We start from the raw sequence: 24,511 nt of genomic DNA, 5'->3' as shown, positions 1-24,511 counted from the left end.
ACCTCAGAACTCATAGCGTGTTGTGACCGCCACACCATTGGAGACGTAACCCAGACTATCGATGTTCGACTGCAGATGTTCTCGAAAGATCGAGCCGATCAGTGACAACGATGTTGTCGGCGAGTAAGTCACGCTCAGGCTGGCCCTTTCATACTTGTCGCGGCGGGACGATGGCGTCACGCCGGTAATGACTGCCGCACCGTTGTAATTGCGCTTTTCAACATCCAGGAAACCGTCGAAACGCAGCTTGTCGGAAGATTGCAGTTTCGCGCCGAGGCTGACGCCGTTGGTCAGCGCATAGTTCGCATCGACATCGCTCAAGCCGCCGATTTCACGCCACAGGTTGACGGTCAACAGGGTCTGGCCGGTGACTGCCCAGTCTGCAATCGCGCGCGCATTGAAGCCCGAATAATCGGCCGCGCCGGACATGTCGCGCTTGCGGTCAACCCAGCCGCCCAGGAACTGCAAGCGCGTCTTGCCGCTGAACAGCCACAGGACCTTCGCCTTGATCTCATCCTGCTTGAACGAGTTGTTGATTTCGGTGCCGCTGATGACGGTGGAGTACGGGAAAGTACCGCGCGAATGGCGCAATTGGATGCCCGCCACACTGCCGCTGCGCGCGGTGTAGTCCAGGCCCAGCTCGGCCGAGTTCTGCTCCAGCGTATTGGACAGTTGCGACGCCAAGTCGTAATCCAGGCTGAAGCGCGTAAATTGCGTGCGCAGGGTCCAGTCCGGATGCATGCGCCATGCAGCCGTCGCATAGCTTGTTTTCTGGGTCCGCATGTTCTTCTCGAACACCCGGAAATTCTGGAATGGGGTCAGCGCCTCGGAATAGACATAGCCGACATCGCCGGACAGATAGTTGCCGGCCGTCCAACCCCAATCCGCCTTCAAGTCCTTGCCGCTGTTATCGAACTGCCTGAAATAATCGAAATCGGTCCGATTCAAGCTCGCATCGAGCATGATGCGCTGGCGGCTGATCGACTTGTCGATCTTGATCCCGCCGACGGCAGTGCGCGCATAATCGGACATCTGCGTAGTGCCGACTGCGGACAGCGCGGCACTTTCATTGCGCAGACGCAGCAAATTATCGTCATAGAGAATCGAGTACTGCACATAAGGCGTGACAACCTTGCCGTCGGCATCGGCCGCGCAGGCCGGATGCAGCATCCCCAAGGCTGCGAGAGCGATCAAGGGGCTGCCTGAACGGCCGGGAAAAACGGATGAAAACCGCAAAATCATTCTGCTAATATTCCTTTTTGTTGTGAGTATCGCAATAAATGAGATTTTTCAAACAGCCTCATTGCTGCATCGCAACAGAAAAAAGTCAGATGTCATCATGCATCATTTTCTACATTTAAGCAAAAAAAATGTTGAAAAATTATTGCAATATGAAAATTAATGTGGTAGGAAAATTGGCGAAAAAAAGTCAATCAGCAGATACCCACATGCGCTGTAGGACAATGCGACGAGATGCCGAAAATTACTCCTGCATGAGCACGCCCGATGAGATTGCGGTGAATTCTTGCGCGCCAAAACACTCCATCCCGCACGCCCCCAGGTCTGCCGTAACTGGCACACTTGCCACGGGGCCAATGCATGGCGCGCCAACCTGCGGCGCCGGCGACGATAACGCTGGCCGCGCTTGAACAACTTCGCTTCTCTTTTGACTTATCGATGATGATCTGGAATGCAGTCACTTTCTTTGGCGACAGTGCCGTCACTGTCCCCGGCGCCCTGGTTCTTTCAGCCTGGCTCGCATTGAACGGCGCCTGGAAACAGGCTGCCCGATGGCTTTTTTATTTCTTTTGCGCGATGCTGCTGGTGGTCGTCAGCAAGCTCCTGTTCATGGGCTGGAATATCCGCCCGCCCCTCTTCAATTTCACCGGCATCAGCGGCCATACCGCCTCGGCGACGGCAGTCTACCTGGCATCGGCATTCCTGCTCGGCCGGGATCGCGCATCGCACCTGCACCTGGCGCTGCTGGGCATTGCCACCGCGCTGGCGCTGACCGTCGGCGTATCGCGCCTGCTGCTGCACATGCACTCGGAATCGGAAGTCATTGCCGGCCTGCTGACCGGTGCGGCGGCCGCATGGTTTTTTTGCCGGGGTTACGATTTTGCGCCAGGCCCGCTCTCGGCGAAATGGACACCCGCCGTGCTCGTTGCTGCACTGTTGCTGGGCGTGCTCGGCAAACCTGCTCCGACCCATGACCTGCTTGAGGAGGTGGCGATGAAGTTGTCGGGCCGCGAGCAGGCGTTTATCCGCACCGAGCCGCTTTAAAGCGGCAGGCAACCGGCAATGTCGGCTCCGGCATTGCAGATGGCCTGGCGTTGTACACCGTTACCCTGCGCGCTTACCCGATGAGGTCGTCCGGCGCCATGACCATGTAGGCGGCCTGCGCATCGTAGCTCGCCAGTTTTTCCAGCAATGCTGCCGGCGCCTGCGGCAGGACGGCGAAGCCCGCCGCTTCCCAATACGGCCTGGAATTGTGCACGGCGACCAGCGCCGCCTGCTTGAGGCCGGCGCGCCGCATCTGCTCGCGCAGGATCTGCAACAAGGCACGGCCAAGCCCCGCTCCGCGCGCATCGGCAAGCAGGGCCACATCATGCAGGTAGAGGCAATCGGCACGATCGTCCAGCGCTTGCAGGAGGGAATTGAGCGCCGGCGGCTGCCCCAAGCGCGCCGGGTGCATCACCGCATAGCCGACCGCTTGCGCCGGCAGCACGCCATCCACGCATTGGGCGATCCAGCATCCTGGCGCGAACAATGCCAGGCGTTCGGCAAACACCCGTTGCTCTTCGAAATAGCCTGCATGCACGACAGCAGCCATGGCCATGACCGCCGGCAGGTCCGCGGCCGCCATGGGCCGCCATTGATATTTCATATGTTTATCCTTTCGCGACGTCGGCATCGCGCCCTCGCAAGCGGCGTCTCCATAAAAAAACGCTGCATCATGCAGCGTCTTCTTGTTCGCCACCAGATCGGCGAAAATCAGGCAAGCATCCCGGGTTTCAGGATATGCAGCACCGCGCGCAGTTCTTCGCGCATCTTCTCGATGCCCGCCTCATCCAGGCTGACGGTCGGCTTGCCGGAAAGGTCGGCCTGCTCAGCTTCATTGCTTCCGTCCAGTTTGTTGCGCGCGCCGCTGATGGTAAAGCCCTGCTCGTACAGCAGCTCGCGGATGCGGCGGATCAGCAGCACTTCATGATGCTGGTAATAGCGGCGGTTGCCGCGGCGCTTGACCGGCTTCAACTGGGTGAATTCCTGCTCCCAGTAGCGCAGCACGTGCGGCTTGACGCCGCACAATTCGCTGACTTCGCCGATCGTGAAATAGCGCTTGGCGGGAATCGGCGGCAAGACGATTGCCGCAGGTTTGTTGACACGATCGTTCATAGATTAGACGGACAGTTCAACGGAGTTGCCGCTGGAGAGCTCCACCATTTCCTTCAATTTCTGGCTGGCGTGGAACGTGACCACGCGCCTTGCCGTAATGGGAATTTCTTCGCCGGTCTTGGGGTTGCGGCCCGGGCGCTGGGGCTTGTCGCGCAACTGGAAGTTGCCGAATCCGGACAGCTTGACCGCCTCGCCGCGCTCAAGCGCGTTGCGAATCTCATCGAAAAAGGTTTCCACCATGTCTTTTGCTTCGCGCTTGTTCAGACCGACCTGTTCAAATAAAAGTTCGGCCAGTTCGGCCTTGGTCAGGGTCGGCAGGTTTTTCTCGGCCTGCGAGCGCGCCTGGGATTCCAGCACGGCGCGTTGCAGGTCGGCATCCAGCACGGATTGAAATTCGTTTGAATTCACGTTGTTCATGGCGATGAATGGCTTGGTCCGTGTTACCGGTTCCGGTCCGTAATTATTTTTCGGGGACTCACATCAGGCACGCAATCTGGCGCCAAGCTTTGCGCTTGCAGCTGTCACCAGTGCACTCATCGCAACGTCGACTTTGTCATCCTGAAGGGTGTTTTGAGTATCTTGCATGGTGAATCGGAACGCAAGGCTTTTTTCGTCATTTTCCAGTCCCTTGCCTTGATATTCATCAAATAAAACAATGGCTTGGATGATAGCGCATGCCGGATTGGCCTGCTTCTCCGCGGCGAAAATATCCAGCAGTTGCTGGGCTGCCACCGGCTGCTTGACGACCAGCGCGAGGTCGCGGCTGACGGCCGGGAATTTGGAGATGTCGGCATAGGACGGCAAGTCGCGCTGCTGCAGTGCATCAGCACTCACTTCGAACACCACCGGCGGCAATGGCAGGTCGTACTTCTGCTGCCACTTGGGGTGCAATTCGCCGATCACGCCGATCACTTCTTCGCCCAGCATCACGCTGGCCGAACGGCCCGGATGCAGGGCCGGATGCTCAACCTTGGAAAAACGCAGCGTGCGCGGCGCAAACAAGGCTTCCAGATCGGCCTTGACGTCGAAGAAATCCACATTGCGGCTGGGCTGGCCCCACTGCTCTTCAGCCACCGGCCCATAGGCCAGCGCGCCGACGCGCTTGGGCTGCTCGAAGCCGGCCACCGACAGCGGGCCGTCGGCGATGGCCGGGTTCCTGGCAAATACCGCACCGACTTCAAACACGCGAATGCGCCCGGCCTTGCGATTGATGTTGTAGCGCGCATTGGCCACCAGGCCGGCGATGAGCGATGAGCGCATGACGCCCATCTGGCTGGCGATAGGATTGAGCAGCCTGATCGGATCGGCATTGCCGGCGAAATCCGCTTCCCATGCCGTTTCGACGAAACTGAAATTGACCACTTCCTGATAATCCTGGTCGGCCAGCAGGCGGCGGATCGCAAACAGGGAACGCGACGCTTCCGGCGCGATGCGCATGGCGTTGGCCGCTACCGGCGGCAACGCCGGAATGTTCTCGAAGCCGTAGACGCGCGCGACCTCTTCGATCAGGTCTTCCTCGATCTCGAGGTCGAAACGGTAGGACGGCGGCGTCACCGAGAACAGGCCGGGCTCTTGCGTGAATTGCAAGCCCAGGCGCGTGAAGATGTCGGCCACCATCGCGTCGGTGATGTCAACCCCGATCACCTTGGCCGCGCGCGCGGTGCGCAATTGCACCGGATTGCGCTTGGGCAGGTTGACGACCTGGTCGTCGACCGGACCGATCTTGGTATCGGGCGTGCCGCAGATCTCGACCAGCAGCGCGGTGATGCGCTCGATATGTTCGACCACGGTGGCGAAGTCGACGCCCCGTTCGAAACGGTGCGCGGCATCGGTCGAGAAATTGTAGCGACGGGCGCGACCCTGGATCGACTGCGGGAACCAGAAGGCGGCTTCCAGGTAGATATTGGCGGTGTCCAGCGACACGGCGGTGGCGTCGCCACCCATGATGCCGGCCAGCGATTCGAGCTCGCGGTCGTCGGAGATCACGCCGACCCATTCGTCGACTTCCACGGTATTGCCGTTGAGGAGCTTGAGCGATTCGCCCTGCTTGCCCCAGCGCACATCCAGGCTGCCGTGGATCTTGTCCAGGTCGAACACGTGCGACGGACGGCCCAGTTCCAGCATCACGTAGTTGGAGATATCCACCAGCGCCGAGATCGGGCGCTGGCCGCTGCGCTCCAGGCGCTGCTTCATCCATTGCGGGGTCGGCGCCTTGGCGTTGAGGCCGCGGATCACGCGGCCGGCGAAGCGGCCGCACAGGTCGGGCGCGGAAATGCGTACCGGCAGCTTCTCATCCAGGTTGGCGGCCACCGGCTGGAATGCCGGCGCCTTCAGCGGCGTGCCGGTCAGGGCCGACACTTCGCGCGCCACGCCCAGCACCGACAGGCAGTCGGCCTTGTTGGGGGTGAGCTTGATGGTGAACTTGAGGTCGTTCAGTTGCAGGTAGTCACGGAAGTTCTGGCCGACCGGCGCGTCGTCGGGCAGCTCCATCAGGCCGCCATGGTCTTCCGACAGCTTCAGTTCGCGCGCCGAGCACAGCATGCCCTGCGACTCCACGCCGCGCAGCTTGCCGACCTTGATCTCGAAGGGCTTGCCATCGGCGCCCGGCGGCAGCACGGCGCCGACCATGGCGCATGGCACCTTCAATCCGGGGCGCACGTTGGGCGCGCCGCACACGATGTTGAGGATGGTGCCGGTATGCACGTTGACGCGGCACACGTTCAAGCGGTCGGCATCGGGATGCTTGGTCACTTCCAGCACTTCGCCCACCACCACGTTGGTGAACGGCGGCGCGACCGGCTCCACCTCTTCCACTTCCAGGCCGGACATCGTCAGCAAATGCGAGAGTTCATCCGACGTCATGTTCGGATTGACCATCGTGCGCAACCAGTTTTCGGAGAATTGCATGATTCAGACTTTCAGCTATCAGCCGGACGCGCGCCGCCCACGCAGGCGGCGCCGCTCGTTATCGGTTTAATTGAATTGCTTGAGGAAACGCAGGTCGCCTTCGTAGAACAGGCGCAGGTCGTTGATCCCATAGCGCAGCATGGTCAGGCGCTCAAGGCCGGAGCCGAACGCGAAACCGATGTATTGCTCGGGATCCAGGCCCATGTTGCGCACCACGGTCGGGTGTACCTGGCCGGCGCCGGAGACTTCCAGCCAGCGGCCCTTCAACGGACCGCTGCCGAAGGCGATGTCGATTTCGGCCGAGGGTTCGGTGAACGGGAAATAGGACGGGCGGAAACGCACCTGCAGGTCGTCGGTCTCAAAGAAGGCCTTGACGAAGTTGAGGTAGACGCCCTTCAGGTCGGCGAAGCTGATGTCCTCGGCGATCCACAGGCCTTCGACCTGGTGGAACATCGGCGAGTGGGTGGCATCGCTGTCGACGCGGTAGGTCCGGCCCGGCGCGATCACCTTGATCGGCGGCTTGTTCATGCGCGCGTAGCGCACTTGCATCGGGCTGGTGTGGGTACGCAGCAGCAAGGGCTTGCCCTGCGTGTCGTTGCCTTCGATGTAGAAGGTATCCTGCATCGAACGCGCGGGATGGTTTTCCGGGCTGTTCAGTGCGGTGAAATTGGTCCAGTCGGTTTCGATCTCGGGACCGTCGGCCACGTCGAAGCCGATCGAGCGGAAGATTTCCTCGACGCGCTGCCACGAGCGCATCACCGGGTGGATCCCGCCCACGCCGCGGCCGCGGCCCGGCAGCGTGACGTCGATGGCTTCCGCATTCAGGCGCGCCTGCATCTGCGCGTTGGACAGTTCGTCACGGCGTGCGGTCAGCGCGTTTTCGATCTGTTCCTTGGCGACATTGATGATCGCCCCCTGCGCCTTGCGTTCCTCAGGGGCCAGCTTGCCCAGCCCCTTCATCTGCTCGGTGATCTGGCCGGTCTTGCCCAGATATTTTGCCTTGGCGTTTTCCAGTGCGGCAGCGTCGGTCGCGGCGGCAAAATCGCTCTGCGCCTGTGCCACAAGTTGGTCTAGGGGATTCATGCGGTAAGTCTCGCTCCAATCGAAAATCCGACGACGAAGTCGAAAAGAAGAAGATCCACCAAGCGGCGGATCAAAAACATACGGGGCATCGGTATTTCACCTTTGCCCCGCAGGATTGCAGCGCCGGCTGCTGTACTTGACGTAGAAGCGGCCGGCGGCCGCAAACACGCTGACGATTTAGGCGGCAGCGATGTTGGCCTTCACCTGGTTGACGATGGCGGCGAATGCTGCCTTGTCGGTGACAGCCATGTCGGCCAGAACCTTGCGGTCCAGTTCGATCGAGGCTTTCTTCAGGCCGTTCATGAACACGCTGTAGGTCACGCCATGCTGACGGGCAGCGGCGTTGATACGGGCGATCCACAGGGCGCGGAACACGCGCTTCTTGTTACGGCGGTCACGGTACGCGTATTGGCCAGCGCGCATGACTGCTTGCTTGGCGATACGGTAGACGTTTTTGCGGCGACCGCGGTAACCCTTGGCCAGGGCGAGGACTTTCTTGTGACGGGCACGCGCTGTTACCCCACGTTTGACTCTAGGCATAGTAGCTCCTTAATTGAGTGTGAGGTTAAGCGAACGGCAGCATTGCGCGAACGGAATTCAGGTTCGTCTCATGGACGCCCTCGGTACCGCGCAGTTGACGCTTGTTCTTGGTGGTCTTCTTGGTCAGGATGTGACGCTTGAAGGCTTGACCGCGCTTGACGGTACCGCCCGGGCGCACGCGAAAACGCTTCTTCGCGCTGCTCTTCGATTTCATCTTAGGCATAGCAACTCTGTCCTTGCGGACAGCTCCATTTTTTGATGATTGCAGGTGGCAGCAATGCTCGCTGCTCTTTGATGCCTGCTCTCACTTATTTGACAGCGGAGGGTATTCCACCCGCCGCTGCTTTTGCCCATCGCATTTGACTGCAACAGGCAAATCCTTTGTCGGCCCTGCACTGCGCTGCTTTCACAGCGCGGATGGCATCGGCAGACGCCATCCGGATACGGCAAACCTCGACTTACTTCTTTTTCTTGGGCGCCAGCACCATGATCATCTGGCGGCCTTCCATCTTGGGGAACTGCTCGACCTGGCCGTACGGCTCCAGGTCTGCCTTCAAGCGCTCCAGCATGCGCATGCCGATTTCCTGGTGCGCCATCTCACGGCCGCGGAAACGCAGCGTGATCTTGGTCTTGTCGCCTTCTTCCAGAAACTTGGTCAGGTTACGCAGCTTGATGTTGTAATCGCCATCATCGGTACCCGGGCGGAACTTGACTTCCTTGACCTGGATGACCTTCTGCTTGAGCTTGGCTTCGTGGGCCTTCTTCTGCTCCTGGTACTTGAACTTGCCGTAATCCATCAGGCGGCAAACCGGGGGTTGCGCAGTCGGTGCGATTTCCACCAGATCCACTTCAGCCTCTTCCGACAAACGCAAGGCTTCAGCCAAACTGACGATGCCCAGCGGCTCGTTATTGACGCCCGATAAGCGCACTTCCGGCGCTGTGATTTCGCGATTCAGGCGATGCGACTTGTCAGTAGCTATTGCAGTATCCTTTTCAAATCCAATAAATTAAGCCGTGCGGTTGCGCTGGGAGGGAAGCTTCCGCTTCCCCGTTCAGGCTTTGGTGTCGACCTCAGTCTTGAGGCGCTCCACCAAGGTGTCGATGGACATTACGCCCAGATCGACATTGCCCCGCGCACGCACGGCCACTGTGTTTGCATCCCGTTCTTTATCGCCGACAACCAGAATATAGGGCGGCTTCTGAATAGAATGCTGCCGTATTTTATAGGTAATCTTTTCGTTACGCAAATCGGTCTCTACCCTAAACCCTTGTTTTTTCAGCGTTTGTGCAACGTTCTTCACGTAATCGGCTTGCGCGTCGGAAATATTCAGGACAACAACCTGCACCGGAGCGAGCCACAGCGGCATGGCGCCGGCGTGGTTTTCGATCAGGATCGCGATGAAACGCTCCAGCGAACCGACGATCGCCCGATGCAGCATGACCGGCACCTTGCGACCGTTGTCTTCCGTGACATATTCCGCGCCCAGGCGCGCCGGCATCGAGAAATCGACCTGCATGGTGCCGCACTGCCAGGAACGGCCGATCGAGTCCTTCAGGTGGTATTCGATCTTGGGGCCATAGAAAGCCCCCTCGCCCGGCAGCTCTTCCCACTCCGAACCGGATGCGCGGATGGCTTCACGCAGCGCGTTTTCCGCCTTGTCCCAGACCTCTTCGGCGCCGATGCGCTTTTCCGGGCGCAGGGCCAGCTTGACCGCCACCTCCTTGAAACCGAAGTTGTCATACACCTCGCGCACCACCTGGTTGAAGGCCGCTACCTCTTCCTGCACCTGGTCTTCGGTACAGAAGATGTGGCCGTCATCCTGGGTAAAGCCGCGCACGCGCATCATGCCGTGCAGCGCGCCGGAAGGCTCGTTGCGGTGGCATTGACCGAATTCGCCGTAACGCAGCGGCAAATCGCGGTAGCTGTGCAGGCCAGAGTTGAAGATCTGGATATGGCCCGGGCAATTCATCGGCTTCAGCGCATAGGCGCGGTTCTCCGACTCGGTGGTGAACATGTTTTCACGGTAGTTATCCCAGTGACCGGTCTTTTCCCACAGCGAGCGATCCAGGATCTGCGGCGCCTTCACTTCCTGGTAGCCGCTATCCTGGTAGACCCGGCGCATGTATTGCTCGACCTGTTGCCAGATCGACCAGCCCTTGGGGTGCCAGAAGATCAGGCCCGGCGCCTCGTCCTGGAAATGGAACAGGTCCAGGGCGCGACCGAGTTTGCGGTGGTCGCGCTTCTCGGCCTCTTCCAGCATGTGCAGGTAGGCTTCCTGGTCTTCCTTCTTGGCCCAGGCGGTGCCGTAGACACGCTGCAGCATCTCGTTGTTGGAGTCGCCGCGCCAGTAAGCGCCGGCCAGCTTCATCAGCTTGAATACCTTGAGCTTGCCGGTAGAGGGCACGTGCGGGCCCCGGCACAGGTCGGTGAAGCTGCCTTCGGTGTATAGCGACACATCCTCGTTTTGCGGAATGGACGCGATGATTTCCGCCTTGTAGTCCTCGCCGATCGACTTGAAGTAAGCCACCGCTTCGTCGCGCGGCAATACCTTGCGGGTCACCGGCTCATCCTTCTTGGCCAGCTCGGCCATCTTCTTTTCGATGGCGGCCAGGTCGTCCGGCGTGAAAGGACGCTTGTACGAGAAGTCGTAGTAGAACCCGTTGTCGATCACCGGGCCGATGGTCACCTGCGCGTCGGGAAACAACTCCTTGACCGCGTAGGCCAGCAAGTGGGCGGTCGAGTGGCGGATCACTTCCAGGCCGTCCGCATCCTTGTCGGTCACGATGGCGAGGTCGGAATCCTTGTCGATCAGATACGAGGTATCGACCAGCTTGCCGTCGATACGGCCGGCCAGCGCGGCCTTGGCCAGGCCGGCGCCGATATTGGCGGCGACCTGTGCCACTGTCACCGGGCCATCGAATTGGCGTTGCGAACCATCGGGAAGACGAACTGAAACCATTTAGCACTCCATGTCGGCAGCCGCGCTGCCTTGCCTGATTAGGGTATTGATGTCGAAATGACGGACGAAAAAAAACGCGGACCAGCCGCGCTTTTTCAGAAAACGAAAAAGAACCCGACTAGCGTCGCGCAAAAAACTCGGTGGTAGTTCGCGGTGTCATAACCGGTTTGCCTTTCTCGCTCTTACAGAATGTTGTGGATCCATCGCCATGCCGCATTGCCGCCTTTTCAACTTTCCAGGACGACAGCCAGCGCAAGCCGAAATTATAGCAAATTAATTTATCCGCCCCACCGGATCTTCCTTTTGCCGCGGTCAACATGGATAACAGAAAAACAACACTGTTTCCAAGTACGCGCAGTCACATGCAGACGAAACTATCGATCACGCCGCCTCCCGGCAGGAGGATCACGCAAAAAACCGGCCGCCTGACTCGCCTTACAAATGCAAATATGCCGCCAACGAGCCACGTGTCATCAATTTATCCCCATCCTCATGCTAGGATTTCGATGGATTATGGAGAATCGCATCATGGCAAACGAACGCAATTGCATCGAACACCCTACCGTCATCAACAACGTTGAATACACGCTGCAAAGCCGCACCGTGGAACTGGACGACGGCATGCGCCACCAGGAATACCGGGTGCTGCTCAACGGCGACGAAATCAAATCGTGGACGCGCGGCGACATCCTCCCCTATTTCGGGCTCAAACAGGATTAACGCCGCCCTTTCGACACACCGAACCGGCGCGCACATGAAAAACGGCATCCATCAGGATGCCGTTTTTCATTCAAGGGGAAATACCTTTTCCGCTTATGTCTTTTCCAGATTGGCGCGCCGCGCCAGAATCTTTTCGATCTTTTCCTTCAAAGTCGCCGCATTAAAAGGCTTGACGATATAACCATCGGCGCCCGACTGCGCGGCCTCGACGATATTCTCCTTCTTGGCCTCCGCGGTAATCATCAGCACCGGCAGATGGCTCAGCGACGGCGTCGAACGGATCTTCTTGAGCAGCGTCAAGCCGTCCATTACCGGCATGTTCCAGTCGGTAAGCACAAAAGTCACCGGCAAGGCGCCCGCCTCCAGCACCTTCATGGCAGAAGAACCGTCATCGGCCTCGACAATCTTGCTGTACTCCAACTCTTTCAGCAATCCGCTAACGATGCGCCGCATTGTTGAAAAGTCATCAACCACGAGGAAATACTGATCATCTGCAGCCATAGGTAATCGAACGCCTGTAATAAAGATAAAACCTGAAGAGAAAGAGCAAGAAAAAACTTAGCCTCAAGTTTAAAACATTTTTAAAAAGTTTCCGCAATACAGCAAAATAATAATCACCAATATTTACATCAGCATGAACTGCAAGCGCGCCATCCGGCAGCCAATCTCATGCGCCAGGCCAATACCCAAGCCGGCCTTGCACCCCTCCGGCCGCACGCATCCCACGCGAAGCAAACATACACGCCGAATCAAAAACCAGGGAAAAGTAAAAACGGAGGGCGGAAAACAAAAATGGAAGCCGCGAACGCGCTTCCATTTCAGTTTGACTTCGCTGCCCAACTCGACTGAACCATCAGAAGAATTGGTAGGCACGATTGGACTCGAACCAACGACCCCTACCATGTCAAGGTAGTGCTCTAACCAGCTGAGCTACGCGCCTAACGAAGAAGCGAGATTATAGGTGGCTTTTTAAAATTTGCAAAGGGGTAAAAGAAAAAACCTGAAATATTTTTCTCATCCGGCCATGCCTTTGCGCACCACGGCGACGGAACTGCCAACGCGCATGCATGCGCGCGGGCAGTTCCGGCCCACTTCCCTGCACACATCTATTGCCGCTTCACCTCAATGACGCCCTTTACCTCCCGAATCACCGCCAAGGCCTTCTGCAGTTGTTCGGTCGAAGCGATTTCGGCGGTAAAGGCCATGCGCGCATGGCCGCGCGCGCTTTGCGTGCTCACGCCGATCACATTGATTTTGTCGCGCAGGAAGATATCCGAAATATCGCGCAGCAAGCCCTGCCGGTCATTGGCCAGCACAAAGATATCGACCGGATAGACCGTATCCTTGGCCGGCGCTCCCCAGGTCGTCTGGATCACGCGCTCAGGCGCATGGGAACTCATCTCGGCGAAGTTCTTGCAGCTCGCGCGGTGGATCGACACGCCCTTGCCGCGCGTGACGAAACCGGCGATCGGATCCGGCGGCGCCGGCTTGCAGCAGCGTGCCAGTTGGGTCAGCAAACCATCCGTGCCAACCACCAGCACGCCGGACTTGGCGCCTTGCACGATGCTCGATGCGCGGCTCTTGCGGGTAATCGCAGCCTCGTCGTCGATCTCCGGCTTCTTGGCTTCGGCGTCGTGCAGCGCCTGCTCGACGTGGCGCAGGCTGAACTCATCCTTGCCCAGCGACAGGCACAGGTCATCCACCTTGGCGAAGCCCAGTTTCTGGGCCAGTTCTTCCAGGTTGACCGCGGTCTTGCCCTCGCGCTGCAAGGTCTTTTCCAGCAGGCCGCGGCCCACCGACAAGGTCTCTTGCTGCTCGATCGCATTGAACCAGGCGCGCACCTTGGAACGGGTGCGCGAGCTCGCCGCATAACCCGGACTCAACCAGTCGCGCGACGGCCCGACGCCCGGGCCGCTCTTGACGGTAATGATCTCCACCGTCTGGCCGTTCTTCAACGGCGTGTTCAGCGGCACCATCACGCCATCCACCCGCGCGCCGCGGCAACGGTGGCCGACATCGCTGTGCAAGTGGTAGGCGAAATCGATCGGCGTGGCGCCGTTGGGCAGCTCGATCACCCGCGCCTGCGGCGTCAACACATAGATGCGTTCGTCAAGCGTGGTCGCCTTGAGTTTTTCCACCCAGTCGCGGCGTACCTCATCCTGGTCCACCACGGCGTCGGTGACCTCGGATTTCCAGGCCAGCAGCTGGCGCAGCCACGCGATTTTCTCGTCGTACTTTTGCGCGGAGAAATTTGAACCGCCGCTTTCCTTGTAACGCCAGTGCGCCGCCACGCCGTATTCGGCAAAATGGTGCATCTCATGGGTACGGATCTGCACTTCCAGCGCCCGGCCGTCCTCGGCCACCACGACCGTGTGCAAGGACTGGTAGCCGTTTTGCTTGGGGCGGGAAATATAGTCGTCGAACTCCTCGGGAATCGGCGTCCAGATATCGTGCACGATGCCCAGCACCGTATAGCAGGTCTTGACGTCGTCGACGATCACCCGGAACGCGCGCACATCATAGAGCTCCGAAAAGTCGATCGCCTTGCCGCGCATCTTGTTCCAGATGCTGTAAATGTGCTTGGGCCGGCCGCTGACTTCGGCCTTGATATCCTGCGATGCGAGCTCCGAGCGCAAACGGGCGATCGCGCTGGCCACGAACTGTTCGCGCTCTAGCCGCTTCTCTTCCAGCATCTTGGCGATGCGCTTGTAGGTGGCCGGCTCCAGGAAGCGGAAAGACAAGTCTTCCAGCTCCCACTTGAGCTGCCAGATGCCAAGCCGGTTGGCCAGCGGCGCATAGAGATCGAAGGTTTGGCGCGCGTATTGGCGGCTGCTCTCGTTTTCCTGCTTGGTCTCGGCAAAATAGCGCAAGGTCGCCACGCGGGAAGCCAGGCGCACCAGTACGGCACGCATGTCGGAAGCCATCGCCAGCAGCATCTTGCGCAGCGTTTCGACCTGGGCGGCGGCCTGCTGCGCGGCATTCTTCCCGCGCAGGACTTCCTGCTGCGGCGGCTGGAAGGTCAGGCTATGGAAACGCATCAGCTGGCGCACGCTGCCGACCAGGTCGGCAGTTTCCTTGCCGAAGCGCTCTTCCCACTTTTCTTCCAGCCCGGGATGCAGCATCTGCGCTTCGAACAGCAGCCCGGCAATGCGCGTCTGCGCGTCCGCATTCAAGGCGGTCAGCACCGACGCCACCGAGAACACGAACTGCAGTGCGTTCTGGCCCGACAGGATCTGCTTATCCGCATACAGGGGCTCGACCTCGGCCAGCGCCTGCGCCACGCGCGCGGCATCGTCGGCCCCCAGACCGGCGGTGATCGCTGCCAGGCCTTCGCCCGGTATGGTTGCCACTGAAACCATGGCTGCTTACTTCTGGGCCGCGACGATGATGATTTCCACCAGCAGTTCGGGACGGGCCAGCTTGGCTTCAACCGTGGCGCGCGGGGGCGCATTGCCTTGCGCGACCCACTCGTCCCACACCGCGTTCATGCCGGCGAAGTCCTTCACGTCGGCCAGGTAGATCTGGCACGACAGGATCTTGCTCTTGTCGCTGCCGGCTTCGGCCAGCAGGCGGTCGATGTGGCCCAGCACCTCGCGGGTCTGCCCTTCGATATTCTGGGCCGTGTCTTCGGCGATCTGGCCGGCCAGATACACGGTGCCGTTATGGATGGCGACTTCGGAAAGGCGCTTTCCGACATGCAGGCGTTGTACAGACATGTGACTTCCTTTATGCGTTATTGCTGTTACAGGTAAAGATGAATCGTGCCGGGAAAAGCGGAGAACTCAGCCCAGCAGGAACTGTTTGGCGATCTCGATCTGGTCCGCATGCATGAAGGTGGGCGCATGGCCCACATCAGGCAATTCGACCAGACGGGCCCTTGGTCCGCGCTGCGTCATGGCTTGCGCTACATCAGGCAGCAACAGGTCGGAATGCGCGCCGCGCACCAGCAAGGTTGGGCAGCGGATGGCATCGTATGCGGCCCACAGCATCTGCTCGGCCACGGTGGCGGCTTCGGGCGTGGTCAGCTTGAACGGTACCGCCAGCGACAGGTCGTAGTGGCGAATCCACTTGCCGTCGTCGTTCTGGCGCAGCACGTCGCTGGCCAGCTTGTGCCATTCCTCCTCGCTGTGCGCGCCGAAGCTGGCCGAGATGGTGCGGATGTATTGCGCGGCTTCGCCGAAGCTGTCGAAACGCACATCCTGGCCGATGTACTCGCCGATGCGCGCCAGCGCGGAACCGTTGATGGAGGGGCCGATGTCATTGAGCACCAGGCGGCGGATGGGATTGTCCGGCAACGACGCCAGGCCCATGCCGATCAGGCCGCCCATGGAAGTGCCGAACCAGTCGACAATCTCCGCATCCAGGCGCGCCAGCAAGGTCACCATGTCGCTGATGTATTGCGGCACCGTGTAATACTGCGGATCGCGCAAGCGCCCGGAACGGCCGCGTCCGACCACGTCGGGACAGACGACCCGGTAGGTGTCGCACAGCTCGCGCGCCATGCGGTCGAAGTCGTCCGACACGCGCGTGACGCCATGCACGCACACCAGCACGTTGGGGTTGCGGGGATCTCCCCATTCCTTGTAGGCCATCGTGTGCAGCCCGCCGGGAGAAATGCACTGCACCGTCTTCACTACTGCTTCTGTCATCGTCGCGGCCCTCATGATCAATGAAGGCTCCATTTTACTCTCTCGCCGCGGCTTGCCGGATGCGAGGCCCGATGGAAGCGGATCGGAAACGGCTCGCGCCTCCGCGCTCGATGGCGCCGGCTGACAAAGGAGGAAATGGAAGTCTGGAATCCCGCTGACCGGGTTGCGGAACAGTGCCGCATTGGTGCCTGAGACCGGAATCGAACCGGTACGCCCCCTCGCGGGTAAGCGGCGGATTTTAAGTCCGCTGTGTCTACCAATTTCACCACTCAGGCGTGTGGAAACGGCGCTGGCCGCCGAAAAAGGATCGCATTATAGCAGCGAGTCGCCGCAGTTCCGCTGATTGTTTTGCCGGACCACGAATAAAACCGCCCGTCGGCAAAGACGGCTGCCTGACACCGGCTTGGCCGCCGGATGCGAGGCAAGCGAGCAGGACGATCAAGAAAGAGGTAGCCGATGAAGAACCCGGTTATCGGGAATCATGGAGACACGCCCGTCAGCGCTTGAGCAATTCCAGCGCATCTTCGGCCACGCTGCGCAAATTGGTAATGGTGGCATTGAGGGCGGCCAGCTCGGCCGCCGTAGGTGGCTGATCCATGCCGTTCTTGACAAGGGATGCCTTGATGATGGTGGCTGCCATTTGCCAGGCAGCCTTGTTGTGCGCATCAATCAATTCCTTCTGGATGCGCTCCAATTCCACTTTCTGATTTTTATCCATTGCTATCTTTAACAAGGAAGTTATTCGAATCCGTCCGGGTCGCGGGCAGATTCACGATAGTTCTGATGGAAAACGATACCATTGAATTATTAGGCCTTACTAACAGCACGGTAATTTCATAAGCGATTTTACGCATGCAAGCCGGAATTTGGCGAGGCATTTCGACATTCCCGCCAAATGGCAGAACTCATTGCAACAACAGGCATGAGATGCGTTCTGATTTCCGTGCGCCTCCGATGCCTAAAATGCAGCGCCGGAACACATCAATGCCCTGCCGTTTGCAGCCCCGCCACCAGCTCTCGCGTCAGCTCTGCTGCCGGGATCTCTTTACATCCGTCTGCGTTCTGTCCCGCCCACATCGAAGTGAAATCGTCGCGCCCGGCAGCCTCGGCCTTGGCGCGCAAAGGAGCGATGCCCGACGTCGCCAACGGGAATGCCGGCGCTTCCGCACTGATCGGCCCCAGCTCGCGCATCGCACGGTTGACGATGCCGCGCGCGGGACGTCCGGTAAACAAATTGGTCAAGGCCGTATGGCGCGCGCGTTCGCTCTTCAACGCGGCGCGATGCAGTGCGCCGGTAATCGCTTCCGGACACAGCATGTAGGCAGTGCCGACTTGCACGCCGGCCGCGCCCAGCGCCATGGCCGCCGCCACGCCGTTGGCGTCAGCAATGCCGCCGGCGGCAATCACGGGCAGTTTCACGGCGCGGGCGATCTGCGGCACCAGGCAAAATGTCCCGACCTGGGTCGTCAGGTCGTCGGAAAGAAAAATGCCGCGATGGCCGCCTGCCTCCACGCCTTGGGCAATGATGGCATCGACGCCGCGTTCGGCCAGCCACTTCGCCTCTTCCACCGTGGTGGCCGAAGCGATGATGCGCGCACCCCAGCTGCGCAGCCGCTGCATCAGCTCCGGCGCCGGCAGCCCGAAATGGAAACTGACCACCTTGGGCTTGAATGCCTCCAGCAAATCGGCCACCGCCGGGCTGAACGGCTGGCGGCCGGGGCCTGCGGCAATGGACGAGGCATCGATGCCGAACTCTTCATAATATGGAGACAAGGCCCTGCGCCAACGCTCCTCGTGGACGGCATCGGGCTCAGGATTGGTGTGGGCGAAAAAATTGACGTTGTAGGGCTTATCCGTGGCCGCGCGCAGCTTGCCGAGCTCCTCGGCCAGCGCCGCTGGCGCCAGCATGGCGCCAGGCAGGGAGCCGAGCGCGCCGGCGTTGGATACGGCCGCCGCCAGCCCATGCAGTTGAACGCCGGCCATCGGCGCCTGGATCAATGGATGTTCGATGCCGAAGAGAGTTTGCAATGAATTCATAGGATGCGCCCGAGGATTGTTTGGCGAGCTCTGCAGAAAAAGCGCTTGAGAAGCGCTTATCCGGCGCGCCGACAGACATGATGCCAAACAGGATAGCAGGCCTGGCGCGCAATCGCAGCATCCGGCGCGGCGGCAAAACGCTGCAAACAAGTGGAAAGCGCGCACATGCACGGCAGATCGCCATCGTTTCTGGCGCTTACGGCTCCGTTACCGATATTTACGAACTCTTCGAACCCGTCGCGCATCGAATCCCTTACAATTCAGGCCACCTGTTGTCGGAGATTTGTTGCATGCCCCGCCCGCGCTTTCCTTATCCCCTGCTCCTGATTGCCGTGTTCTCTTTGGGCCTGTCGGCCTGTTCCACCGACAAGGCCGCGTTCTACCACCAGGAAGAATTCAGCGACACCAGCGCCTTCTCGCGCAGTTTCCCCGGCACCGAAAAGGCGGTCTGCGAAGCGGCGCGCCGGGCGTTGCTGGGCCAGGGCTATGTCATCAGCAAGACCACCGAAAACACCATGGATGGCAACAAGAGCTTCCAGCCGGCCAGCGACAAACATATGGAAATCGCGTTCCATGTCGTGTGCGCCTCCAATGGCAACGGCAAAAGCTCGACCATGTTCGTCAGCGCCACCCAGGATGGGTTCGCCTTAAAGAAGAGCAACACCTCCGCCAGTCTTGGCGTGGGCGTGCTAGGGTCGGTCTCGATGCCTTTCGGCTCCAGCGACGATTCCCTGGTGCGGGTCTCCAGCGAAACCATTCGCTCCCCCGATTTCTATGACCGTTTCTTCGGTGCGGCCGAGCGTTACCTGCTGGTCGATACCGAAGAAGACGATCAGGCGCAACCGAAAAAATAGCCGCTCAGGCGGCCGGCATCGGTAAAATCAGGTGATGAAGACAATAAAAATGGCGGCCCGGGCCGCCATTTTTGATAGGCTGGATCATTGCAGACCCAGCCGTCCTGCCGCACATCAACGATGCCAGTACGGAGGCGGCGGCGGACGGTGCCAATGACGATGGCGGCGATAGTAGTCGCGCTCGACATACACCGGCGCAGGCTGGACATATACCGGCTGCGGAGCTGCGTAATAGGCGCCCGGAACGCCGATATTCACGCCGATCGAGACATGCCCGGCCATGGCCGGCGCGGCGGACAGGCCGGCCACTGCCGCGATGGCAAACATGCCGGCAATCATGGGAATCGACTTTTTCACGATAGCTCCTTTATCCATTCTGAAATACGTATCCAGAATATATGCTCCGGCGCGATGCCCTGCTAGAGAAAAGGCGTAATGTTTGTAAGCAAATGCTTCACAAGCATCAGGAAAATTAACACCAGGCAATCCGATCCGGCGCGCAGCGGGCTGGTTGGCCGCTGCGCGCCGGATCGTGGCCCAATCAGGCCGCGTTCAACGACGGCTTGGCGCCTTCGGCAGCCCTGATTTCTGCCAGTTTGGCGACAGTCGTCGCGCAAGCATGGGCCGCTTCGCGTCCCTTGACCAGGAAATGCTCATGGAAGAAGGTTTGATGCTCGCCATGCGAATGGAAATGATGCGGCGTCAATACCGCCGAGAAAACCGGCACTTCGGTTTCCAGCTGGACTTGCATCAGCGCCGAGACCACCGACTGGGCGACGAAATCATGGCGATAAATACCGCCGTCGACGACCAGGGCGCTGGCAACTACGCCCGCATACTTGCCGCTCTTGGCCAGGACCTTGGCATGCAACGGGATTTCAAAAGCCCCCGGCAGCTCGAAGAAATCGATGCTGTCGGCGGGCCAGCCCAGCCTGGCGATTTCCTCGGTGAAGGCAATGCGGCACTGGTCGACGATCTCCTTGTGCCAGCTGGCCTGGACAAAGGCGATGCGCTTGCCGTGGTCGGCATGGCCGAAAGAAAAACGCGGATGGGGGATGGCGTGGGACGCGGTTTGCGATACTGCTTGAGGTGCGGCTTGAGATGTGGCTTGAGACACGGTTCAGGACTCCTGTTCGATGAATAAACAGGGCGTGGGAATGCGCGGCCGCACGCGCTGCGCGCGTGCGCGGTATCGCGCATCCCGTTCTCTTTCATCCGGACTGTGACCGTCGGCCCCGGGATCGCACCAGGTCTGCTGACCCCGGCGCCGAAAGGAATCGGCATGCCGGGCGCTCGCGGGCTACATGCCAGCGCCGTACAGGCGTCGCATGATCACCGCCGGTGGGGAATTACACCCCGCCCCGAGAACTTGTTGCCGCGCCTCGGGCGCAAACCCTATCGGCGCGGCAAACGGGACTTTATCATGGCCTGGCGAATGCTGCAGAGCGCCATGGATCTTGGCCACCGGCTCCTGCGCGCCCGCCAGTCCGCCGGACTCAGGCGCCCTGCCCCAGCGCCCCCAGCATGCCGCGGGCAATCTCGCGCTCGCCCATGATTACCTGGTTGGCGCCGTGCTTCTCAAGATGCTCGATTTCGGCATCGGAATGGGCCCGCGCCACCACCTGCAGGCTAGGATTGGCGGCACGCGCATGCTCGATCAACTGGCCGGCTTCGAATACATCGGGAATGGCTACCAGCAGCCAGCGCGCGCGTTCGATAGCGGCCGGCTCCAGCAGATCGGCCTGCGCGCCATTGCCATACAACACCGGGATGCCTTCGGCGCGCAAGGCTTCGACATTCTCGATCTGCGCCTCGATCACCACGAAGGGCCTGCCCTGGGCCCGCAATTGCTCGCCAATGCCACGTCCGACGCGGCCGTAACCGACCAGCACCACATGGCCTTCGAGATCGACTGCCTGCTGTGCCGCTTCGGCCGGCGCCTCGACGCCCTCGCGGGCTTCCAGACGCGCCTTGAGGCGGTCCAGCAGCGAAAACAGCAGCGGGTTGATAAGGATGGAAAGAATCGCGCCGCCCAGGATCAGGTCGCGCGCCATCGGCGACAGCAGGTCCAGCGAGATGCCCAGCGTCGCCAGGATGAAGGAGAATTCGCCGATCTGCGCCAGACTGGCGGAGATGGTCAGCGCAGTCGACATCGGGTGGCCGAAAATACGCACGATCAGCAATGCCGCCAGCGATTTGCCGACCACGATGATCAGCACGGTGGCCAACACCAGCAACGGTTCGCGCAGCAATATCGACGGGTCGAACAGCATGCCCACCGAGACGAAGAACAGCACCGCGAAAGCGTCGCGCAACGGCAATGACTCCTCCGCGGCGCGGTGGCTGAGTTCGGACTCCGACAAGATCATGCCGGCGAAGAAAGCGCCCAGAGCGAACGATACCCCGAACACATACGCCGAACCCAATGCAAACCCGAGCGCGATCGCCAGCACCGCCAGGCGAAACAGCTCACGCGAGCCGGTATCGGCAATCCGCTCCAGAACCCACGGAATCACCCGGCGCCCCACGATCAGCATCACCGCCACGAAGGCCACCACCTTGCCCAGCGTCATGCCCAGCGTCAGCAGCAAGGCATTGCCGCTCATGGCCTCGCCCTTGCCGCCGAGGATGCCGCTCAACGCCGGGATCAGCACCAGCGCCAGCACCATCGCGATGTCTTCCACGATCAGCCAGCCCACGGCAATGCGCCCGCGCTTGGTTTCCACCAGGCGCCGCTCCTGCAGCGCCGTCAGCAACACCACCGTGCTGGCCACCGACAAGGCCAGGCCGAACAGGAATCCCTCCCCGACCGGCCATCCCAGCGCCCATCCCAACCCCATGCCAAGCAAGGTGGCGATGGCGATCTGCGCCACGGCGCCGGGAATGGCGATGTTCTTTACCGAGAGCAGGTCCTTGAGCGAAAAATGCAGGCCGACGCCGAACATCAGCAGGATCACGCCGATCTCGGCCAGCTCCTGCGCCAGGTCGGCGTCGCCGACGAAACCCGGCGTGAACGGGCCGATCGCGATACCGGCGACCAGGTAGCCGATCAGCGGCGGCATCTTGAAACGATTGGCCAGGGTGCCGAAAATGAACGCCAGCACCAGGCCACCGACAATGGTGGCGATCAGCGGGGTGTGATGAGGCATCAGTCAATGGTCCTTTCGAGGTGGATGATTTGAATTGTTTTTTGGAACGGCAGCACAAAAGACGGCAGAGACTGCACCGGCGACGGCCTAAAGACTATCACGGACGCCTCCGGCCCTCCGCACGGCGCATGGCGCGACGCCGTGCGGACGGCAGCGCCGATCAACGGCGCGCCTGCAACGCGGCGATGCGCGATGCCAGCGGCGGGTGGCTGGAGAACAGGCCCAGCCACGACTCGCGGCCGGAAATGCCGGATGCCTGCAGGTTCTGCGGCAAGCCGTCAGGCTGCATGCCGCCCAGGCGGCGCAAGGCATTGATCATCGGCGCATTGGAACCCATCAGGGCAGCGGCGCCGGCGTCGGCGCGGAATTCGCGCTGGCGCGAAAAATACATGACGATGACGCTGGCCAGGATGCCGAACACAATCTCGCAGACGATCACGGTCACCATGTAGCCGATGCCCGGCCCGGACTGCTCGCTGTTGCGGCGCAAGGCCGAGTCGACGAAATACCCGACCACGCGGGCGATGAACATGACGAAGGTATTGACCACGCCCTGGATCAGCGTGAGCGTGACCATGTCGCCATTGGCGATGTGCGCCACTTCGTGCGCCAGCACCGCCTCGACCTCCTCCTTGGTCATCCCCTGCAGCAGGCCGCTGGACACCGCCACCAGTGAATTGCTTTTGCTGGCGCCGGTGGCGAAGGCATTCGGCGGGCCGTCATAGACAGCGACTTCCGGCATCGGCAACCGGGCGCGGGTGGCCAGGCTTTGGACGGTATTGACCAGCCACAGTTCAGTGGAATTTTGCGGCTGCTCGATCACGCGCGCGCCGGTCGACCACTTGGCGATCGTCTTGGACATGAGCAGCGAGATAAAGGAGCCGCCAAAGCCGATCAGCGCACAGAACGCCAGCAGCATGCCGAAATTCATGCCATTGGCGGTCAGGTAGCGATTGATGCCGAGCAGGCTGGCGGTAAAGCTCAACACCAGCATCACGGCAAGGTTGGTGACGAGGAACAGGATGATGCGTTTCATGGTTTTTCCCGATTGAATGATGATGCGCCCGCTCCCGTGCGGAATGGGCGGCAGACGAAACCATGCGCAGGCGCGCCGGCGGCACAGCCGCCGCGCACGCCGTCAGCGCACGAAAAATGAAATCAGGCTAATGGGGGCGGACGCAACTGGTCGCGCAGGAAGGACAGCCAGCCCGACGGGGCCGTGAAGAGATGGGGGAACGGTTGCCAGGAGGCGTCCGGCGTGGCAATGCGCGCCGGCATGGTATGGTCTTCGCTCTCCGCCTGGGGGGCGGGGAAATCGCCGTCCTCGTCGCCGAGGCCCGGCTGGTCGGCGGCAGAGACGGAGACAGCCGGTTGCGGCAATTCCGCCGCCAGCACGGCCCCCATGGCAACGGCGAGCATGTCCTGTACCGCATCGGCCGCCGGGGCGATGCCGTCCGCAATAGAACCGGAGGAACCGTGGGAGCCGGGCAATGCCGCCGCCCCCGGTTCCCACGCGCAACGTTGCTCCTGCCCGCCGGCAATTGCCGGCGGCAGGTCGCCAACCGTCGCCGCCAGCAATTGCAGCGGGAGCAGGAAGGTCAGCAGCAGTAACAGCAATCGTCGCATCGTTTCGTTGTTGGAAAAGGAATCATGCCAGGCTATCAACAGGCCTGCGGCAGCCCGGCATTATACGCAAATGCGCGCCGATCCTGAGCGGGCCTGTCCCCCGGATGAAAAGTTACTCACAGAAGCTGTGAACAAGTCTGTGGACAAGCAGTTATCGGGTATCGGACATCCTTTCACGGCAAGGGTTTCCAATAATTTGCCCGTAATTTGGACACGCCGGCGGATAAAACTGCGGCGCCGCAAAAGATGCCATTTTGTCATGCCAGCCCCCTCTCCTCGGCGCGGCATGGCGCAAGCGTCGGCGCCGGCCCACAAAAAAGGAGGCCCGAAGCCTCCTTGCTTGTGCGGCCAGATGCGCGCCTGGTCAGCAGCAGCGCCCCACCCGCCCTTTCCCGCCGTAGCGCGCTTCCTGCCTTTCGCGGAAGAACTCCTCATAACTCATCGCGCATTGGTCGGGATGGGCATGCTTCACGTGGGCAACGTAATTGTCGTACTCCGGCATGCCGACCATCAGGTTCAGCGTGCGGCCGGCCTGGCGACGCCAGGCCAGCAGTTGCGCGAGCGCTCCCGAGATTTTCATGGCCGGGCTC

The 24,511-nt window shown here is 60.7% G+C and carries 26 protein-coding genes, 2 tRNA genes and 1 riboswitch; of the genes, 3 read left to right on the top strand and 25 right to left on the bottom strand.

The features are described 5' to 3' along the window. Window positions 1–3 precede the first annotated feature (3 nt). Window positions 4–1,194: an XrtB/PEP-CTERM-associated polysaccharide biosynthesis outer membrane protein EpsL gene (gene epsL / locus FB598_RS13625; protein WP_255464025.1), complete on the bottom strand. Its 1,191-nt coding sequence runs from the start codon at window positions 1,192–1,194 to the stop codon at window positions 4–6. A gap of 405 nt (window positions 1,195–1,599) precedes the next feature. Between epsL and FB598_RS13620 the strand changes: the two genes are divergently transcribed. Next, window positions 1,600–2,283 (top strand): phosphatase PAP2 family protein, encoded by a 684-nt coding sequence (locus tag FB598_RS13620; RefSeq protein WP_255464024.1) that lies wholly within the window; start codon window positions 1,600–1,602, stop codon window positions 2,281–2,283. A 73-nt stretch (window positions 2,284–2,356) separates the two neighbouring features. Here FB598_RS13620 and FB598_RS13615 read toward each other — a convergent pair whose 3' ends face one another. From FB598_RS13615 to thrS, 9 genes are all read right to left on the bottom strand, one after another. After that, the gene (locus FB598_RS13615; RefSeq protein ID WP_141915825.1) at window positions 2,357–2,887 is read right to left on the bottom strand and encodes a GNAT family N-acetyltransferase; all 531 of its coding nucleotides are present in this window, start codon (window positions 2,885–2,887) and stop codon (window positions 2,357–2,359) included. Window positions 2,888–2,994: 107 nt separating this feature from the next. Continuing rightward, a complete protein-coding gene (locus FB598_RS13610; RefSeq protein ID WP_141915827.1) occupies window positions 2,995–3,396 on the bottom strand; it encodes a MerR family transcriptional regulator in 402 nt (133 codons plus the stop codon). A gap of 3 nt (window positions 3,397–3,399) precedes the next feature. Beyond that, window positions 3,400–3,813 (bottom strand): integration host factor subunit alpha, encoded by a 414-nt coding sequence (locus FB598_RS13605; protein WP_141915830.1) that lies wholly within the window; start codon window positions 3,811–3,813, stop codon window positions 3,400–3,402. Window positions 3,814–3,876: 63 nt separating this feature from the next. After that, a complete protein-coding gene (gene pheT / locus FB598_RS13600; protein WP_141915833.1) occupies window positions 3,877–6,303 on the bottom strand; it encodes a phenylalanine--tRNA ligase subunit beta in 2,427 nt (808 codons plus the stop codon). A 66-nt stretch (window positions 6,304–6,369) separates the two neighbouring features. Next, window positions 6,370–7,386: a phenylalanine--tRNA ligase subunit alpha gene (gene pheS / locus FB598_RS13595; RefSeq protein ID WP_141915835.1), complete on the bottom strand. Its 1,017-nt coding sequence runs from the start codon at window positions 7,384–7,386 to the stop codon at window positions 6,370–6,372. Between the two features lie 177 nt (window positions 7,387–7,563). Further along, entirely contained in the window at window positions 7,564–7,926 is a 363-nt protein-coding gene (gene rplT / locus FB598_RS13590; protein WP_141915837.1) for a 50S ribosomal protein L20, read from the bottom strand. A 25-nt stretch (window positions 7,927–7,951) separates the two neighbouring features. Then, the gene (rpmI, locus tag FB598_RS13585) at window positions 7,952–8,149 is read right to left on the bottom strand and encodes a 50S ribosomal protein L35 (protein ID WP_006712688.1); all 198 of its coding nucleotides are present in this window, start codon (window positions 8,147–8,149) and stop codon (window positions 7,952–7,954) included. 235 nt (window positions 8,150–8,384) lie between these two features. Then, on the bottom strand, window positions 8,385–8,906 hold the full coding sequence (infC, locus tag FB598_RS13580; RefSeq protein ID WP_141915840.1) for a translation initiation factor IF-3: 522 nt from the start codon (window positions 8,904–8,906) through the stop codon (window positions 8,385–8,387). Between the two features lie 72 nt (window positions 8,907–8,978). Then, window positions 8,979–10,886, bottom strand: a complete 1,908-nt coding sequence (gene thrS, locus FB598_RS13575) for a threonine--tRNA ligase (protein ID WP_141915842.1) — start codon at window positions 10,884–10,886, stop codon at window positions 8,979–8,981. Window positions 10,887–11,414: 528 nt separating this feature from the next. On the opposite strand from thrS, the gene FB598_RS13570 reads away from it, so the two are divergent. Then, the gene (locus FB598_RS13570; protein ID WP_141915844.1) at window positions 11,415–11,606 is read left to right on the top strand and encodes a hypothetical protein; all 192 of its coding nucleotides are present in this window, start codon (window positions 11,415–11,417) and stop codon (window positions 11,604–11,606) included. A gap of 93 nt (window positions 11,607–11,699) precedes the next feature. Here FB598_RS13570 and FB598_RS13565 read toward each other — a convergent pair whose 3' ends face one another. The 9 genes from FB598_RS13565 to FB598_RS13525 form a co-directional block, all read right to left on the bottom strand. After that, complete coding sequence (locus tag FB598_RS13565; protein ID WP_141915847.1) at window positions 11,700–12,107, bottom strand: response regulator; 408 nt, start codon at window positions 12,105–12,107, stop codon at window positions 11,700–11,702. Window positions 12,108–12,230: 123 nt separating this feature from the next. Next, window positions 12,231–12,479 (bottom strand): hypothetical protein, encoded by a 249-nt coding sequence (locus tag FB598_RS13560; protein WP_141915850.1) that lies wholly within the window; start codon window positions 12,477–12,479, stop codon window positions 12,231–12,233. Beyond that, window positions 12,470–12,546: transfer RNA gene (locus FB598_RS13555), tRNA-Val, on the bottom strand. Before FB598_RS13555 ends, FB598_RS13560 begins: the two co-directional genes overlap by 10 nt. A gap of 166 nt (window positions 12,547–12,712) precedes the next feature. Then, window positions 12,713–14,965 carry a bifunctional (p)ppGpp synthetase/guanosine-3',5'-bis(diphosphate) 3'-pyrophosphohydrolase gene (locus tag FB598_RS13550; protein WP_141915853.1) on the bottom strand — a complete coding sequence of 751 codons (2,253 nt, stop codon included), beginning with the start codon at window positions 14,963–14,965 and terminating at the stop codon, window positions 12,713–12,715. Between the two features lie 6 nt (window positions 14,966–14,971). Then, complete coding sequence (locus tag FB598_RS13545) at window positions 14,972–15,322, bottom strand: RidA family protein (RefSeq protein WP_141915855.1); 351 nt, start codon at window positions 15,320–15,322, stop codon at window positions 14,972–14,974. A 66-nt stretch (window positions 15,323–15,388) separates the two neighbouring features. Continuing rightward, window positions 15,389–16,255, bottom strand: a complete 867-nt coding sequence (locus tag FB598_RS13540) for an alpha/beta fold hydrolase (protein WP_141915858.1) — start codon at window positions 16,253–16,255, stop codon at window positions 15,389–15,391. Window positions 16,256–16,437: 182 nt separating this feature from the next. Further along, window positions 16,438–16,530, bottom strand: a tRNA-Leu gene (locus FB598_RS13535). A gap of 221 nt (window positions 16,531–16,751) precedes the next feature. Then, window positions 16,752–16,973 (bottom strand): hypothetical protein, encoded by a 222-nt coding sequence (locus FB598_RS13530; RefSeq protein ID WP_050466415.1) that lies wholly within the window; start codon window positions 16,971–16,973, stop codon window positions 16,752–16,754. A gap of 263 nt (window positions 16,974–17,236) precedes the next feature. Continuing rightward, window positions 17,237–18,292: a nitronate monooxygenase family protein gene (locus FB598_RS13525; RefSeq protein WP_141915860.1), complete on the bottom strand. Its 1,056-nt coding sequence runs from the start codon at window positions 18,290–18,292 to the stop codon at window positions 17,237–17,239. Between the two features lie 20 nt (window positions 18,293–18,312). Between FB598_RS13525 and FB598_RS13520 the strand changes: the two genes are divergently transcribed. Beyond that, window positions 18,313–19,146, top strand: coding sequence for a DUF2242 domain-containing protein (locus FB598_RS13520; RefSeq protein WP_255464023.1), 834 nt, complete (start codon window positions 18,313–18,315; stop codon window positions 19,144–19,146). A 114-nt stretch (window positions 19,147–19,260) separates the two neighbouring features. On the opposite strand, the gene FB598_RS13515 is transcribed toward FB598_RS13520, so the two are convergent. From FB598_RS13515 to FB598_RS13490, 6 genes are all read right to left on the bottom strand, one after another. Continuing rightward, complete coding sequence (locus FB598_RS13515; RefSeq protein ID WP_183405848.1) at window positions 19,261–19,503, bottom strand: hypothetical protein; 243 nt, start codon at window positions 19,501–19,503, stop codon at window positions 19,261–19,263. Window positions 19,504–19,687: 184 nt separating this feature from the next. After that, window positions 19,688–20,203, bottom strand: a complete 516-nt coding sequence (locus FB598_RS13510; RefSeq protein ID WP_141916089.1) for a 6,7-dimethyl-8-ribityllumazine synthase — start codon at window positions 20,201–20,203, stop codon at window positions 19,688–19,690. Between the two features lie 142 nt (window positions 20,204–20,345). Next, window positions 20,346–20,519: riboswitch (FMN riboswitch) on the bottom strand. 123 nt (window positions 20,520–20,642) lie between these two features. Next, a complete protein-coding gene (gene ybaL / locus FB598_RS13505) occupies window positions 20,643–22,295 on the bottom strand; it encodes a YbaL family putative K(+) efflux transporter (RefSeq protein WP_141915862.1) in 1,653 nt (550 codons plus the stop codon). A 160-nt stretch (window positions 22,296–22,455) separates the two neighbouring features. After that, a complete protein-coding gene (gene htpX, locus FB598_RS13500) occupies window positions 22,456–23,331 on the bottom strand; it encodes a protease HtpX (RefSeq protein WP_141915865.1) in 876 nt (291 codons plus the stop codon). 122 nt (window positions 23,332–23,453) lie between these two features. Continuing rightward, window positions 23,454–23,921 carry a hypothetical protein gene (locus tag FB598_RS13495; protein WP_141915868.1) on the bottom strand — a complete coding sequence of 156 codons (468 nt, stop codon included), beginning with the start codon at window positions 23,919–23,921 and terminating at the stop codon, window positions 23,454–23,456. A 364-nt stretch (window positions 23,922–24,285) separates the two neighbouring features. After that, on the bottom strand, window positions 24,286–24,501 hold the full coding sequence (locus tag FB598_RS13490; RefSeq protein ID WP_141915871.1) for a YbdD/YjiX family protein: 216 nt from the start codon (window positions 24,499–24,501) through the stop codon (window positions 24,286–24,288). Between the last annotated feature and the right edge of the window lie 10 nt (window positions 24,502–24,511).

The sequence above is a fragment of the Herbaspirillum sp. SJZ106 genome, from assembly GCF_006715495.1.
Classification (GTDB): Bacteria; Pseudomonadota; Gammaproteobacteria; order Burkholderiales; family Burkholderiaceae_D; genus Herbaspirillum.
The sequence above is the reverse complement of the archived record's forward strand: the minus strand, read 5'-3'. Positions and strand labels throughout refer to the sequence as shown.

Excerpts from the sequence above, each read along its gene's own strand:
- FB598_RS13620 (WP_255464024.1), top strand. The coding sequence starts at position 1,600 with ATGGCGCGCCAACCTGCGGCGCCGGCGACGATAACGCTGGCCGCGCTT.
- FB598_RS13615 (WP_141915825.1), bottom strand. The coding sequence starts at position 2,887 with ATGAAATATCAATGGCGGCCCATGGCGGCCGCGGACCTGCCGGCGGTC.
- FB598_RS13610 (WP_141915827.1), bottom strand. The coding sequence starts at position 3,396 with ATGAACGATCGTGTCAACAAACCTGCGGCAATCGTCTTGCCGCCGATT.
- FB598_RS13605 (WP_141915830.1), bottom strand. The coding sequence starts at position 3,813 with ATGAACAACGTGAATTCAAACGAATTTCAATCCGTGCTGGATGCCGAC.
- pheT (WP_141915833.1), bottom strand. The coding sequence starts at position 6,303 with ATGCAATTCTCCGAAAACTGGTTGCGCACGATGGTCAATCCGAACATG.
- pheS (WP_141915835.1), bottom strand. The coding sequence starts at position 7,386 with ATGAATCCCCTAGACCAACTTGTGGCACAGGCGCAGAGCGATTTTGCC.
- rplT (WP_141915837.1), bottom strand. The coding sequence starts at position 7,926 with ATGCCTAGAGTCAAACGTGGGGTAACAGCGCGTGCCCGTCACAAGAAA.
- rpmI (WP_006712688.1), bottom strand. The coding sequence starts at position 8,149 with ATGCCTAAGATGAAATCGAAGAGCAGCGCGAAGAAGCGTTTTCGCGTG.
- thrS (WP_141915842.1), bottom strand. The coding sequence starts at position 10,886 with ATGGTTTCAGTTCGTCTTCCCGATGGTTCGCAACGCCAATTCGATGGC.
- FB598_RS13570 (WP_141915844.1), top strand. The coding sequence starts at position 11,415 with ATGGCAAACGAACGCAATTGCATCGAACACCCTACCGTCATCAACAAC.
- FB598_RS13565 (WP_141915847.1), bottom strand. The coding sequence starts at position 12,107 with ATGGCTGCAGATGATCAGTATTTCCTCGTGGTTGATGACTTTTCAACA.
- FB598_RS13550 (WP_141915853.1), bottom strand. The coding sequence starts at position 14,965 with ATGGTTTCAGTGGCAACCATACCGGGCGAAGGCCTGGCAGCGATCACC.
- FB598_RS13545 (WP_141915855.1), bottom strand. The coding sequence starts at position 15,322 with ATGTCTGTACAACGCCTGCATGTCGGAAAGCGCCTTTCCGAAGTCGCC.
- FB598_RS13540 (WP_141915858.1), bottom strand. The coding sequence starts at position 16,255 with ATGACAGAAGCAGTAGTGAAGACGGTGCAGTGCATTTCTCCCGGCGGG.
- FB598_RS13530 (WP_050466415.1), bottom strand. The coding sequence starts at position 16,973 with ATGGATAAAAATCAGAAAGTGGAATTGGAGCGCATCCAGAAGGAATTG.
- FB598_RS13525 (WP_141915860.1), bottom strand. The coding sequence starts at position 18,292 with ATGAATTCATTGCAAACTCTCTTCGGCATCGAACATCCATTGATCCAG.
- ybaL (WP_141915862.1), bottom strand. The coding sequence starts at position 22,295 with ATGCCTCATCACACCCCGCTGATCGCCACCATTGTCGGTGGCCTGGTG.
- htpX (WP_141915865.1), bottom strand. The coding sequence starts at position 23,331 with ATGAAACGCATCATCCTGTTCCTCGTCACCAACCTTGCCGTGATGCTG.
- FB598_RS13495 (WP_141915868.1), bottom strand. The coding sequence starts at position 23,921 with ATGCGACGATTGCTGTTACTGCTGCTGACCTTCCTGCTCCCGCTGCAA.
- FB598_RS13490 (WP_141915871.1), bottom strand. The coding sequence starts at position 24,501 with ATGAAAATCTCGGGAGCGCTCGCGCAACTGCTGGCCTGGCGTCGCCAG.